Annotated in this window: 12 protein-coding genes; 3 read left to right on the top strand and 9 right to left on the bottom strand. The window is 51.8% G+C overall.

The window, feature by feature from the left end; genetic code table 11:
• Positions 1-5 precede the first annotated feature (5 nt).
• Together BUB30_RS00270 and BUB30_RS00265 are read right to left on the bottom strand one after the other, a co-directional pair.
• Positions 6-3,065: an ATP-binding cassette domain-containing protein gene (locus tag BUB30_RS00270; RefSeq protein WP_073129757.1), complete on the bottom strand. Its 3,060-nt coding sequence runs from the start codon at positions 3,063-3,065 to the stop codon at positions 6-8.
• Positions 3,066-3,182: 117 nt separating this feature from the next.
• Positions 3,183-4,070 carry a hypothetical protein gene (locus BUB30_RS00265; protein ID WP_073129755.1) on the bottom strand — a complete coding sequence of 296 codons (888 nt, stop codon included), beginning with the start codon at positions 4,068-4,070 and terminating at the stop codon, positions 3,183-3,185.
• Between the two features lie 140 nt (positions 4,071-4,210).
• On the opposite strand from BUB30_RS00265, the gene BUB30_RS00260 reads away from it, so the two are divergent.
• The gene (locus BUB30_RS00260; protein WP_073129753.1) at positions 4,211-4,621 is read left to right on the top strand and encodes a response regulator; all 411 of its coding nucleotides are present in this window, start codon (positions 4,211-4,213) and stop codon (positions 4,619-4,621) included.
• Positions 4,622-4,865: 244 nt separating this feature from the next.
• On the opposite strand, the gene BUB30_RS00255 is transcribed toward BUB30_RS00260, so the two are convergent.
• The 5 genes from BUB30_RS00255 to BUB30_RS00235 form a co-directional block, all read right to left on the bottom strand.
• Positions 4,866-5,630, bottom strand: a complete 765-nt coding sequence (locus tag BUB30_RS00255) for a LytR/AlgR family response regulator transcription factor (protein ID WP_073129752.1) — start codon at positions 5,628-5,630, stop codon at positions 4,866-4,868.
• Positions 5,627-6,643: a sensor histidine kinase gene (locus BUB30_RS00250; RefSeq protein WP_073129750.1), complete on the bottom strand. Its 1,017-nt coding sequence runs from the start codon at positions 6,641-6,643 to the stop codon at positions 5,627-5,629. Before BUB30_RS00250 ends, BUB30_RS00255 begins: the two co-directional genes overlap by 4 nt.
• Before the next feature lie 22 nt (positions 6,644-6,665).
• On the bottom strand, positions 6,666-7,073 hold the full coding sequence (locus BUB30_RS00245) for a hypothetical protein (protein WP_073129748.1): 408 nt from the start codon (positions 7,071-7,073) through the stop codon (positions 6,666-6,668).
• A 258-nt stretch (positions 7,074-7,331) separates the two neighbouring features.
• Positions 7,332-7,985 carry a hypothetical protein gene (locus BUB30_RS00240; protein ID WP_084137804.1) on the bottom strand — a complete coding sequence of 218 codons (654 nt, stop codon included), beginning with the start codon at positions 7,983-7,985 and terminating at the stop codon, positions 7,332-7,334.
• A 43-nt stretch (positions 7,986-8,028) separates the two neighbouring features.
• Positions 8,029-10,179 carry a TonB-dependent receptor gene (locus BUB30_RS00235; RefSeq protein WP_073129746.1) on the bottom strand — a complete coding sequence of 717 codons (2,151 nt, stop codon included), beginning with the start codon at positions 10,177-10,179 and terminating at the stop codon, positions 8,029-8,031.
• Positions 10,180-10,726: 547 nt separating this feature from the next.
• On the opposite strand from BUB30_RS00235, the gene BUB30_RS00225 reads away from it, so the two are divergent.
• Positions 10,727-11,440, top strand: coding sequence for a DUF3667 domain-containing protein (locus BUB30_RS00225; RefSeq protein WP_073129742.1), 714 nt, complete (start codon positions 10,727-10,729; stop codon positions 11,438-11,440).
• A 290-nt stretch (positions 11,441-11,730) separates the two neighbouring features.
• The gene (locus BUB30_RS00220; protein WP_143164699.1) at positions 11,731-12,108 is read left to right on the top strand and encodes a hypothetical protein; all 378 of its coding nucleotides are present in this window, start codon (positions 11,731-11,733) and stop codon (positions 12,106-12,108) included.
• A gap of 96 nt (positions 12,109-12,204) precedes the next feature.
• Here BUB30_RS00220 and BUB30_RS00215 read toward each other — a convergent pair whose 3' ends face one another.
• Together BUB30_RS00215 and BUB30_RS00210 are read right to left on the bottom strand one after the other, a co-directional pair.
• On the bottom strand, positions 12,205-13,140 hold the full coding sequence (locus BUB30_RS00215; protein ID WP_073129739.1) for a ribose-phosphate diphosphokinase: 936 nt from the start codon (positions 13,138-13,140) through the stop codon (positions 12,205-12,207).
• Positions 13,141-13,251: 111 nt separating this feature from the next.
• Positions 13,252-14,415, bottom strand: a complete 1,164-nt coding sequence (locus BUB30_RS00210; protein ID WP_084137803.1) for a bile acid:sodium symporter family protein — start codon at positions 14,413-14,415, stop codon at positions 13,252-13,254.
• Between the last annotated feature and the right edge of the window lie 50 nt (positions 14,416-14,465).

The raw sequence follows: 14,465 nt of genomic DNA, 5'->3' as shown, positions 1-14,465 counted from the left end.
AACGTTTATTTCTTCCTGTACAATGGATTCGACAGGTTGCCGATGCCGTCAATGATCCGCCGCAGCACATCAAAATACAGGGCCAGCGCCAGCACCAGCGACATGGACCAGATCACGCCCGTGTTGAAATAGAACGTGTCGATGTTCCGGCTCAGGAAGTGTTTGGCGGGCATGTAGAACTGCGCGTTGAAGTCGATGGCGTGCTCGGGGTCCGGATCTTTGTAGATGGGATAGATCTTCTGGATCAGTTTGCCATCCATCTCCACGATGCGGTGGGTTTCCTGGAGGTTTTTTACCAGCTCCATGATCGCCTCGTTGTGATAGGATTCGCGGTAGGCGTTGAACGCCGCCTGCTTCTCGGGGGTGTTGGTGAGGTCGAACAACTTCTTCTCCTTCGACTGGTCGGCCGCGTTATAGCGGTTCACGTAATACTTTTTCAAATGCTCCAGGTAGCCGGTCACCGAGGTGTAGGTGACGGAGTCGAACTGGGATGGGGTCAGGCGGGCAAGGGCATCCAGTTTCTGCCCGGTGTCCTCCAGGGTCTCCGATACTTCGCGCTGGATGAGGCTCAGGTCGGTGGCCACGCGCGCTTTCACGTCGGCGTCGGCAGATCTGAAGTTGTTGAGGCAATACTGAAGTTTGGTTTCGATCTCGGGGATAAAGTATACCTTCTGATAATCGGCATCGGCCATCACCTTGTCGTATACATAGAACTCCCGTTCATAGCGGTTGTCTTTGAATTGTGAGACCATGGCCGCTTCAAACGCCCAGCGCGACGCCATGAGATCGCCCACCAGCGGCACCGTCGCCGAGTTGCCGATGGAAGGATTCAGCTTGTCGAACTTCACCACCACGCCGCTCAGGATGAGTTGCGGAATGAGCAACAGCGGGATCAAAATATAGATGGTCACCGCCGAGTTGAACGCCGACGAGATATTCAATCCCAGCAAGTTGGCAAAGCATGCGGCCGAAAAGAGGATGAACCAATGGTGAAAGAACATGCCCTTGATCTCCAGGATATAGTTCCCCACCGCCACAAACGCCAGGGTTTGGATGGCCGACAGGATAAAAAGTATGGAGATCTTTGACAGGATATAGCTGCTGCGGCTCAGGTGCAGGAAGGCTTCGCGTTTCAATATTTTGCGGTCGCGGATGATCTCTTCCGCGCTCACCGTTAACCCCATGAAGAGGGCTACGATCACGCTCATAAAAAGGTAGGCCGGCAGGTTCAGGTTCTTGCCAAACGAATAGCCCGTCAGCAGTTTGTCGTCCACGTTGTAGTAGCGCACGATGAAGGCCAGGATAAACGCCAGCACGGGGGCTTCCAGCAGGTTGATGATCATGTACTGCCGGTTGTGGATCTTTGCCTGGATGTCGCGCATCGAAAAGAGGTGCGCCTGCTTGAACCGCGTGGGGATGTTTAGCGTGGAGTGTGGCACTTCCTTGCTGGTCTCTACCGAGAAGGGCCGGTAATTGTTTTTGAAGATGGTGTTCCACTGTTCGGCCGAGATCTTCCGCTCGTTGGTGAAGTGGCCATACTCGTTGATCACCTTCGTTTCGATGATGTTGAAGATCTGCTCCGGGTTCACATTGCCGCATTCGTGGCATTCCCCTTCTTCACTGTTCACCAGGTTGATGCTTTTCTTGAAATAGACGATCGAATCCACGGGGTTGCCATAATAGATCTGGTAGCCTCCGGAGTCGAGGATCAAAAGTTTGTCGAACATTTTGAAAATGTCGGACGACGGCTGGTGGATCACGGCGAACACCAGCTTGCCCTTCAGGGAGAGCTCTTTGAGCAGGTCGATGATGTTTTCGGAATCGCGCGATGACAAGCCGCTGGTGGGCTCATCACAAAAAAGCACGGCGGGTTCGCGGAGCAGTTCCAGGCCGATGTTGAGGCGTTTGCGCTGGCCGCCGCTGATGGTCTTGCGCAGGGGCGATCCCACCTTCAGGTCCTTTGTTTCGGCCAGACCCAGGTCTTCCAGCACCTTCATGACCAGGGTGTCGATCTCGGCTTCCGGTTTGTCGCTGAAACACAGTTTGGCGGCAAAATACAGGTTCTGGTATACGGTAAGGTCTTCGATCAGCAGGTCGTCCTGTGGTACGAACCCGATCACGCCTTCAATTTTCTTGGGGTCTTTGTGTATGTCGATGCCGTTGATGAGCACCTGGCCTTGCGAGGGGCCGTCTGACCCGTTGAGCACGTGCAGGAGTGTGGATTTGCCGGCGCCGCTGCCGCCCATGAGGGCGATGAGGTTGCCCGATTCTTCGGCCAGGCTCACCTCGCGCAACCCGAGCTTGCCGTTCTTGAATTTGAAGCTGATGTTGCGGCCTTCAAAGGAGAGGCGTGGATAACTTCCGAATTTCTTGAACCGGTTCAATATATCACCATAGTAGACGGGCTCATCCTTTTCCCAACGCAGCATACTCCCTACCGCGAGCACCCCAATCCTACCCGATTTGACGGGCACACCGTTCAGGTATACGTCCGTGCCCCCCAGGTATTTGATAAAATACAGTTCCGCCTGGGCCACGTGGAGTACGGCCACAAAGCCGTTGAGGTGTGTGCGCATCAGGTGATGGGCTTTCTGGATCTGCCCGGCCGGCGAAGCGTCAACGATGAGGATATGGTCGTTGTCAAGGGCTTTTGCGTTTTGGCCCCGGATAAAGACCTTGATGGCTTCGATGTCGGTGGCGGGAATTTTGAAGCTTTCGCCAATAGCGTTCAGCAGGGTTTCTTCGCGGGGCGAGATGTTGCCGTCGGCCTGGATGATGTTGATCAGTTCGAGCACGATGACCACCTTTTGTTTTTGGGTGAGTTGTGCGTTCACTTCGCGGCAGAGATCCTCCACGCTGGCCAGCTCTTCCGTGAGTTCGCCGGTTCGGGGGGGCAGGCCCTGGATGTATTCGTCGAAAAGTTTCAGGTAGGACTCTACGGAGGTGCGGCTTAAGTGCTCGTCGAGGAAACGGCGAATCTGGTCACGCTCCTGCTGGGTAACGTCGTCTTCCCGGGCCACCACTGCAAACAAACGGAGAATGGCTTTGAGTAACTGTTCGCTCATAAAAATGGATGTCTGTTCCTAAAGATAATTAAAGATGCCGTATCCGGTATGGGGTGAAAAAAAATAAGGGACTGGCGTTTGAACCAGTCCCTTGCTTTTCATTTCAGTCGTTTGAAATTATTCGGTAATACCCTTACGGATTTTATCGACGATGTTGGTGATGTCGATCAGGTTCTTGTCGCTGAGTACCAGGCTTCCTTTATTGTTCTTGATCTGTTCTTCGATGTTGAGGTTTGTGTAGGCGGTTTCCAGGGACTTCAGGTCGGCCACGATGGGCGTTACCGATTCAGTTTGTTCCGTGGCGCTAAGCATTTTCAGCAATTCGGAAACCGATTTCTTTTGTTGCAGGATGACGCGCATCAGGTCGGTTAAGACAATGTTACGTTCGCTTTCCTTGAGGTCTTTGGGATACGATTTCACCAGGCCGGTGGAAATGTAGAGGCCTTCGATAAAGCTTCCGGTGATGACCAGGGCCGACAGCTTGGTGCGGTTGTCGTCCTTCAGGAAATCTTCCGTTTTCTTCATGGTCGCGTCGAGGATCTTGGTGAGGGAATCTTTGTTGGAGATATTGGCCTCAAGCTTCTTGAGCACGTCCGCATCGAAAGTACCGATCACCCCCATGTTATCGGCCAGGGTTTTGGCTGAATTGAGGTAGTCGATGGCTTCCTGGGTTTTGTCGTATGAGCTCAGGTAGCCGATATCCGCAGCATATACACCGAGGTTAAGGGCTGCCTTGTCGGTGCGGGTGGCATATTGGTCAACTTTCGTACGGGCGTTGATGAGACTTTCGTTGAATTCCGCGCCCGTATTCTGGAGTAAATAGGGAATTTCGGTGGGCGACGGGATATTATAGACAACTTCTTCGATTCGTTTCGACAAACTGTCTTCGGCTGCTTTGAAATCGGAAGAGTTCTGATCTTTTTCGCTGGAAGACTTTCCACATGAAGCCAAACCCGTGGCTATCAGGGCGCTAAAAGAGAAATAAAGGAGGTGTTTGAATTTCATGGTTAATGCTTAGGTGTTTAGAGTTTCAATTTTACTACATTTTTCAAAGCTTTAAAACCCGCGTTTTATAATTTTAAATGATTTTTTCCCCTTTTGCGTACTTTTTACTAAGTTTAATAATGCACCTTTGAAAAAGTGTTATGCCCAAGCCAACTCTTGTAGATAAAACAGTGTTGATTGACGACAGTGACATAGATCTGTTTATACAGCGTCGGTTTCTGGAAGTCTATAATTTCTCTTCTGAGCTATTCCTTTACAGATCTGCCGAGGAAGCCCTGTCGTGGCTAAAGAACATCAACGGCGAGGCCGCTCCCGACATTATTTTCCTCGATTTGAACATGCCCGAAATCGATGGATTTTCATTCCTGAAGACCTTCAAGGAGCTCCCCGAAAAAATCAAGCTCAAATCCAAGATCGTCGTCCTCACCAGCTCCAACAGCATGAAAGACCGCGACCAGGCATTCTCCTACACCAACGTGATCCAATTCATCACCAAGCCCCTCAAACAATCCGACATCGAGGAGCTCAAAAAACTCATCAACAAAAATTAACGCAGCCTGGGTGTCTCCACCCCAGCCGCCCCGCCTTTGTTGGTGTTCTTCACCAACAAAAGTCGCTTCCACCCCACACTACCGAAGCAAATCGCCTGGTGCATTGTCGTTCCAAATACAAATTATTAAATGAGTGAAGGATCATTTAGAGACACGTGCCGTCAAATCTTGTTGGTGAAGAACACCAACAAGGGCGGCTCCCCGTTGTTGATGTCCCGCCAACAACACCTCTCCAAATCCACCGCTACCGATCCAACCACTCCCTAAACTCCTGCACCCTCTCCCGCGCCACAATCACCTCCGGGTCATCCGAATTTTTTAACACCAACCTCAACCGGCTATTCGTATAATGGATCATATCCTGTATAGCATCCGCACTCACAATATACTTCCGGTTAATCCGAAAAAACCGCTCCGGATCCACCAACCCCTCCACCTGATCCAGCGTATAGTCCAGGATATTTTTACGCCCATCGCGGCTATAACAAAACGTCGCTTTCTCCAAGCTTAAAAAAAACAGGATATCCCCTACCTCCACCGACTTCAAATGTTCCCCCACCTTGATCACAAAACGGGTTTTATATTTCTTGGTCAGCATCGCGATCGCCTTCCCGATATTGTCCAGCACTGCATGCTGAGGAGCGGCTTCCCCTTTTACAAGACGCCGGAATTTTGTCAGCGCAGCCGCCAGTTCATCCTGGTCGAAAGGCTTTAGGATGTAATCGATGCTGTTCACCTTAAAGGCCTTTAATGCATACTCGTCATAGGCCGTCGTGAAGATCACCGGGGAAAGCACCTCGCATTGTTCGAAGACCTGGAAGCTGATGCCATCGGCAAGTTGGATGTCCATGAAAATGAGGTCGGGTGCCGGGTTGCTTTTGATCCAGGCTACAGCATTTTTCACGGTATCGATCTTGCGCAGCACCGTCACCCCGGGTTCGAGGTTTTTCACGAGGGTCTCCAGCCGGTTGGCCGCTTGTGGTTCGTCTTCGATGATCAGGATCTTCATGCGGCAGTGACGGGAATGATGGGAAGTTTTACGAGGAAACGATCTTCTTGCCGGATCTCCACCTTCCGGTCGCTGAGAAAGGCGTAGCGTTTCACAATGTTGTCTAACCCGATGCCCGGAGAATCCTCCAGCGTGAGCGACTTCTTTTGCAGATTGTTTTCCACTACGATGTAGCCCGCATCTTCATAGACGCGGATGGTCAGCGGGTTGTCTTCCGAGATCTCGTTGTGTTTGATGGCATTCTCCACCAGCATCTGCAACACCAATGGCGCCACCATGCTCTTCACCTGGGTGAGCCGCACGTCCAGTTTCAACTTGTCGCCAAAGCGGATCTGTTGCAGGAAGAGGTAGGCCTCGAGGAATTTGTGTTCTTCTTCCAGGTTCACAGCCTCTTTGTCGCGGGTGTCGAGCACATAGCGGTATACGTCCGAGAGTTGTTTGATGAACTTCACGGCTTTGTCCGGGTCCTCATAGACCAGGTTGCTCAGGGCATTGAACGAGTTGAAGAGGAAGTGGGGGTTCACCTGGTTCTTCAGGCTTTCATATTTCGCAATGGCGCTCTCCTTTTGAAATTTCTCGGCTTCCACAATGGTTTTCCTCCAATTGATAAGGAACGAGCGACCGGTCATAAAGAGGTTGATGATCAGGGTGATGGCGAGTGTAGTCAAAAGCGTGTCTTCGACGGAAGAAAAATTCCGGTTATAGATTGCCTCAAAAAAATAGATGAGCCCGGTGATGGCGGCAACCGTATAGACCACCGTAGCGACAATACCCCAGATGAAACGCTTCACCGGCGCCTTGGTCCACGCGATTTTCTCGGAGAGGTATTCGGAGAGATACTCGTTGCCAAACCACATGAAGAACCAGGACGTGACAATGAAGGAGGAGACCACAAGAAAGGTGTCCGGCGACACGCGGCAGTGGCGGCACTCTAAATAGGTCATCACCAGGCCCCCGACGAGCAGCCAGGGAATAACAATGAGCCGTCCTTTGAGGTAGGTGAAGAAATTCATGCGTTCGGTTTCGAAGGATGGCCTAGCGCAGCAATCCCACACCAAGAATAATAAGGGAAGCGGCCAAAACAAAAATACCGGTGTAAATTAGTTTGATCAGTCCGTTGGGCTGGGTTGCGTCTTTGTCGAGGGCACAGAAAAAAAAGCCGCCGCTAATGAGCAACGCTGCCGTGGGAACGCCGGCGCGCACCAGCCACAACAAGGCCGTGGACAGGTTGGCGTCGTCGGCCAGCACCTGGCAGACGAGCGACAGGATAACGATCACCCCGGCGTGTGCGTGGCCGGCGCGGAACATGGACTTTTGGAAACCGGTGAACGTTGCTCCTTTGAATTTTCCGGAGAGCACCGTCAACAGGAAATAGCCGCCGTACTCGATGGAGGGGATGGTGAGGAGGGTGATGCCGGACATGAGTTTTGCTTCGTGTGTCATAGTGATAAAGTATAAGTTGTTGGACTTCTGGTAGTGATCCCTGACGTGCGTCGATCAGGTTCAGTGATATCGGCGCCATGAACGATCCTGCTGATGCACGTGCGTGCCTGGCGCCTTGGGTGTGGGTGGGGCATGAACCCCGGGCTAAAGCCCGGGGTTATTTTGAGTCATGAAGGTTTCCTTTCGGGGACGCATGCAAGGCTCAAAGGTCTTTGATGGATGCCCTGTGCCTCGTAATGGTCGTGCGTTACGATAACCCTATTTACACTTTTCTTTCATGCTTTCCGCCATGCCTTTACCCCAACGCGGTGCAAGGGCGTCGGCGGGTTTGGAGGTTTCGAATTTTTCCAAGGCCTGGGTGTTGGTGGCGCAGGCTTCGGTGGCGGGGGAACCGAAAAATGCGGCTGTGCCAAATTGTATCTGGGCAAGCAGGGCCAGCGCACGGGGATTTTCAGGATTCAGGCTGATGGCCTTGCGGAAATTTTGCGTGGCGAGACCAGAATATTGTTGTCCGCGCGAGGCAGGGTCTACGTTGATGCGGATCATTTGGATAAATCCTTCCATGGCCACGATCTCAGAATCATTCGGGAGCAAGGCCTGGGCTTTTGCCAGGGCGGCAGCCGCCTGGTCCAGGTAGGCATCTTTCTTGGCGCCGTCTTTTTCCTTGTTGGCCATCATCACATAACCAAAAGAAGCATAGTAGAATGGCTCCCACTTCGACTTCTCCGCTGCCCCAACACGTTCGAGGGTATTCACAGCATTTTGCAATTCGGCAGGAGCCGTGGCGGTGTAGACGATGTTGATGTTTTTCTGCATGGTCTCGGTGTATTTGTCATCGGCAGCCAGCACAGCAGCAGGAAAAACCAAGGTAAACAATACGAGGAGGCGATAGGTGAACATGATGGGTTTCATAGTTTTGTTGTTTTGGATGAAAGATTTTTTTTAGAAGATCGATTTATAGTGTTGGCAATTGATTCGTGCTTTTATCTTTTGACAGTGTAATAAAAATGCCCAGGAACAAAAAGCGCGTCGCGGGCTGCCGTATAGCCCGGCTGTTGAAAATGCCCTGCGCATCGGGCGACGTGCTGTACTCGTAACCGAAAATGTTGTCGCGCCCCAACACATTCGTACACGACAGGTGAATGATGATATACGGCTTCGGCAGATACGACACGTTCACACTCAGGTCGGAATAATAAGGTGTCTTGCCCCCATTGAAAGTCTCCGTGTTGGGGTTGTTGTAAGGACGGCCCGACGTGTAGGAGTATGTAAGACCAAGTTGGCTCCGGATATCAGTAAAGAAATATTTGGTCACCACCGAAAAATTGTGGGCCGATGCAAAGCTGGGGGTGGCGCGGTAGGGAGAATCCAGATAGTCGCGTTGTGTGTCGAGGTATGAATAGGACACCCAATAGTCCAGGTTGCGAACGGAGCGGTTGTCTCTCCAAAAGAATTCGAGCCCTTTCGCATAGCCGTCGCCTGTGTTGGCCAATTGCAGGGGGTCGCCGTTCACGTATTTCACCAGGTCACGATAGCGCTTGTAGTAAGCCTGCAAACGCAGTGTCCGGTTGTTTTCCATCACCTGGTAGTTCAGAATAAAGTGCTCGGCTTTCTCCGCTCCCAACTGGTGATCGATCCGCACCAACTCATTCTTGGCCGTTTGGCGGAAGGCGCCATAAGCAAAATGGATCTGGCTGCTTTTGCCCGTCTTGTAGGCCAGCGACAACCGCGGGTCGACGCTGAACTTTTTATTGAGACTATTGTATTCCGAACGCAAACCACCCTGCATCACAAACGCGTTGCTGGTATAGAGGTCCATCTCGGCAAAACCGGCGGTGATCAGTTCCTGGAACGATAACGTATAATCCTGTCCGACATGCAGGTCATTGACCTGGTCATAGTTTCTTTGAATAACCTCCACGCCCGTGCGTAACTCCGCCTTGTCCGACAACGATCCCTCGAACACGGTCTTTGCATGCAAACCCTTTTGGGTTTCTACGGTATGGTCCAGCCCAGTCCAGGTGTTGTTTTCGATCGAGGTGTAGGAAAGGCCGCCACGCACGTTCCACTTCTCGTTCAGCACATTCTTATAGAAGCCGTTCAGGTAGCGATAGTTGTTGGTGAGGTCGTAGACGGTGCTGTGGTTGTAATCGTCGATGTCGTGACTGTATAGCGAGTAGTCCGCATGATTGAAGTTCCCATACACTTTCACCATCCCCTGCTTGCCGACTTTCTGCCGGAAAGCGCCGATGCCTTCGATGGACGCGGGCGCCGTTTTCCAATCGATGCGTTGGTTTATCAATCCGAAATAGGGACGGATGTTCGTGTACTGCACCTTGGCCGCCACCGAGCCCCCCTCCCAAGCCTGCGTATGCGCCACATCGGCGCCCACGGAAAGAATACCAATGTCGGTGCGCGTCATCGCCGTCTCGTCCCTCGAATCCAGGGCCAACACCGACGACAGGGCCTGACCGTATTCGGCAGAATATCCACCCGTGCTAAAGCTCACCCCCTTGAACATAAAGGGAAGGAACCTGCCCCGCGACGGGGTGTTTGGAGCCGACGGGCCATAGGCATCCAGAACTAACATGCCGTCGATAAATGTGCGCGTCTCGTTGCTATCGCCGCCGCGTACGAAAAGGCGGCCGCTCTCCCCTACTTTCTGCGTGCCGGGCAGCGTGTTGAGGGCGCCCGCAATGTCAGCCGTAGCGCCGGCCGTGGTGGCAATGTCCAGTGCTCTGAACACCGTTCGGCGCGAAGCATCGCTGGCGGTGAAGGCGCCGGCGTTTATGGTGACCGCCTCCAGTTCGTTAATGGTTTCTTCCAGGCGGGCGTCGACAACGATCGGGCTACCTTCGAGGGCAACGGCCTTCCGGTATTCTTTGTAGCCGATAAATGAAACCACCAATACGTGCGGGCCTTGTTCGGTGGTGGTGAACTGAAACCTGCCCTCTGCATCGGAGGTGCCGCCGTCGTAGGTACCCTCAAGCACTACGTTGGCGCCGGGGACGCCCTCGCCTTTGTCGTCGGTGATCTTTCCGGAAAGGGTGGTCTGCGCCAGGGCTGCCAGGGGGAAAAGAAAGCATAGGGTAAAAAGTATCTTCATACGTGGCCTGTTTTTTAGGGGCTTACACGTCAAAGATTCAGGCAAAGAAGCGGTTTTGCGAACGGGAGTTACCGAACTGTGGTGTGGGGTGGATGAAGTGTCGTCCTCGGGGCACCGGCGGGGAGGCGGACGAGGGGTTTTACTTCGCCTTAGCGATCTGGATGACACATTCGATCATGGGGCGCTTGTGCCTGCTACACGACGAAGCCCTCCCGGGCGTTCTGCAAAGCACGTCGTTCCGCAGGCACACTCTTCCCCTGGCTTCGCACGTTTTCAAGGAACCCCGTGGATAGCTCGTTAGATCTGTGCTGCCTTTGAATGGGGCGTGACGTATTCGGTGTTTGCCTGGTTTCGTTTTATGCTGTGCGAAGGCTATCCACGTTCACTGCATTCGAAATTCGGGATGTCTTGAACTACTGGCGTAGGTTTTTAGAACGGTGTGCCTGCGACATGACGATTGACTTTATAAAAACTTCACATGGGCTACACGACGGCACCTGGGGAAATCTAGCCCGATTGCATTATATTTGGTTATAACGACCTTAAAATGAATTCGGCAACCACGACCTGCAAGGCTTGTCAAACGGAAGGCACCGGGAAATTTTGCAGCAACTGCGGGCAATCCCTCGTGATCAAGAAAGTGACCCTGCCCTATCTGCTCCACGAGGTATTTCATTTTTTCACCCACCTGGACAAAGGCATCGGCTACACGCTAAAACACCTCATCACCTCGCCCGGCACCATGCAACGCGACTTCCTTGCCGGGAACCGGAACCGGCATCAAAAGCCCTTCTCCATGTACTTCGTTTCTGCCTCCCTGGCAGCCCTGGGCCTGTATTGGATCAATTATCTGATCCTGCACTTCTATCACGTGGGCGGAGGCAGCGAGATGATGTTCTTTAATAAATACCTGGTCATGATGCTGCTGATCATCATTCCGGCAAGCGCCTTGTTGACCTGGCTGTTCTTCTACAACAGTGAATTCGGATTTGCTGAGATCGGGGTAATGCAACTGTACATGCTCTCCATCTTTTTCCTGATGGTCATGCTGATCCAGTTTTTAAAATTGATCCAGCCGGCGCTGGAGACCCGCTATATTGAACTGCCGTGTTTTTTGGTGTATACCGTATTCACCTTTAAAAATTTCTTCCTGTACCAATCAAAATGGAAAGTGATCGTAAAGGCCGTCGTTTGTGGATTGATCTTTTATCTCTCCGTCATCAACCTCCAGGATTTTATTGTGGAGCGGTATATGCACTGAGACAACACTCGGATCGAACGGCGGCATGGTGCTATAGACCCACGTGCTTCCAAAAGACTCGGTTTTGACTATCCTATGAACTTCCTATTGGATAATTTAAGGGATGACATTAACTTGGGCTGGAGCAATCATTCGCCACTTTCAATTGTTTCGCAGCATTTATGATTAAGAGAAAAATAATCTTTTTTGCTCTTTTGGGACTCTTCGCTTGCCATGACGTTGAAACAAAATTTGGCAAACAATACAATTCGGTTCGATTAAAGTATGGGTCTCCCATAATCCACGATTACATGAAGTTAGAAATCTCCGATGAGGACTTTGAAAACTGGCGTATTCCCCGGGCAATTCATGACACCATTTCGACAGGATTTCATGCCGGCAAAGGTTTTTACATAAACAAAGATTCAACGCTGCAGGAAGACGACATTTTCCGGAAGAGAATCGATGACACGACCTTTGCTTTCGTAGCCATACTAACTTTCGGGAAAGTGAGTAAAAACCAATTCACAAGCATTTACTATGACTCGGTTGATGAAAAGGAATTAACCCTTAAAGCAACTGAATATCTAAATAGCGATACAAGGCATCGTGAATTTCATAAAAAAGATCTCACCATCGAAGAAGCAGACAGTATTCTTAGTTCGTGGGGTACAAGTCGTTTCAAATAGATTCTGAGCTTAAACCGTCGTTGATAAATGCAACAGATGGTTAGCTCCACGTGTAACGCTATGGTTTTCCATCTTACTTCTGGACAGGATATAATTTCACAACGCCTTATCCAGTGCTGCCAAGCTCTTATTGTTCACCAGGTGCTCAATGGCCCGCGCAAGCAAAGGGGCACAGCTGACCACTTCGATTTTTGGATGCTCGAACTTTTCGTTCACCGTATCGGAAATACATAACTTCAGAAGCTGCGAGTTTTGGATGGTCTCCAGCGCTGCACCGCTCAATACACCGTGTGTGCAATAGGCACGTACCGATGCTGCGCCGTGTTCCATCAGCACGTCCGCCGCCTTGCAAAGCGTGCCCGCCGTGTCCACCAGGTCGTCGACAATGATGATGTTCCGGTTCCTTACTTCCCCGATGATCTCCATGTGGGCCACCTGGTTGGCTTTGAGTCGCTCTTTGTTGATGACAACCATTTCGGCGTCGAGGTGTTTTTTATATTCGCGGATGCGCTTGATGCCCCCAAAATCGGGACTGCAGAGACAGAGGTGGTCGAGCCCCGAGTTTTTGATATGGTCGCAGAACAGCCGGAGCGACGACAACGGATCCAGCGGGATTTTATAAAAACCTTCGATGGCGTTGGTGTGCAGGTCGAGGGTGATGATGCGGTCGGCACCCATCAGCTGGATGATGTCGGCCACCATGCGCGAGGAAATGGAAGTGCGCTGACCGTCACGACGTTCCTGGCGGCTGTGGGGAAGATAGGGCAAAACCAATACGACCTCTTTGGCCGACGAGCGCCGGGCGGCGTCTACCGTCATGAGCATTTCGAAGAAGTGCTCGTAGGGCATGTTTACCTTGGCGACCAGGAACACCATCTGGCCGCGGACGCTTTCATTGAAGCGCACAGACAGTTCGCCGTCTGAGAATTTCTCCGTTTGAATATAGTGGAGGGGCAAACCGAGCGCAGTGGCGATCTTTCCCGCAAGTTCAACAGCAGTGGAGGTGGCGTAGAGTTTTACCGAATTTTCCATGCGCCAGTATACGAATTTTTAAACCGCAAAGGCGCAAAGACGCAAAGAAAAAGCGCAAAGCCAACTTTGTATTGACTTTGCGCTCTTTGCGCCTTTGCGGTTTAATGTATTTTATGCGTGGTGACGTTCGTCAGTCTCCTGCTCTGTCTCCGGCGTACGACTCCGCCACCAGAGCGCGAGCGAAGAACCGGTAATGTTCATAGCGGGGCCAAAAACCGCCGCAGCCAGTCCCACCGTTGCCAGCTTGCCCATCTTGAGCGCAATGCCCGAAGCCAGCCCACCATTCTGCAGCCCCACTTCCAGCGCCAGCGTGCGACAATCTTTTTCGCTCATGCGCAAGCCGCGACTGATCCAATAGCCGAGTATGTAACCGGTAATGTTATGCATCAACACGGCCACGACCAGTAATTTGCCCACCAGCAACAGATCGTTGCGACCTGCGGCCGTGATCACCACAATGATCAACGCGATGCTGATCATAGAGACCAGCGGCATCACCGCATCCAGCCATTTGAATTTTCCATGAAGGAAATGATTGAATATCAAACCGACACCAATCGGAAGCACAATGATCTGGGTGATGTGCCACACCATATCCAGGAAGTTGACCGGCACATATTGCCCGGCGAGCAGCTTCATGAACATCGGCGTTACAAGGGGTGCGATCAAGGTCGAGATGGCGGTCAGCGTAATGGACAAGGCCAGGTTGCCGCGCGCCAGGAAGGTCATCACGTTCGAGGCAAGTCCGTTCGGACAGCTTCCGATCAATATGATGCCCGCGGCGATCTCGGGCGGGAATGAAAAGATCTGCGTCACCGTCCACCCCACAAAAGGCATGACGGTGTAGTGACACAACACACCCACGATGACACCCTTGGGCATCTGAAGTACGCGGGTAAAGTCTTTCCAGCTCAATGCCGTGCCCATGCCAAACATGATCAGTTGCAGCAAGGGAACGATGAGTTTGGAAAGTTTGAAATCGCCCACGGTCACAAAATATTGCGGGTAATACATGGCCACGCTCACCGCGGCAAAGATCATGATGGTATAGGAATATCCTTTGAGCAGCTCATAGCCGCGAAAGGCCAGCGCGATCATCACAAAGAAGCCCATCAACAACAGGCCACCAAAGCGGAACGATTCGGGCTCGACAGGTGGTGTGGCGCTGCGGGGTGTGAGGGTTACTTCCTGGGGCTGTGTGTACAGCAGGACGATGTAACCAAGAATAAAGAGTGCTGCAAGAAAAAAGAAGATCTTTGAAGTGGATTTGTTCATACGTACAAGCTTGTTAAAGACTTTGCGTCCTCCCTCCTTTTCGTTGTGAC

Source organism: Chryseolinea serpens (assembly GCF_900129725.1).
GTDB lineage: Bacteria > Bacteroidota > Bacteroidia > Cytophagales > Cyclobacteriaceae > Chryseolinea > Chryseolinea serpens.
The sequence above is the reverse complement of the archived record's forward strand: the minus strand, read 5'-3'. Positions and strand labels throughout refer to the sequence as shown.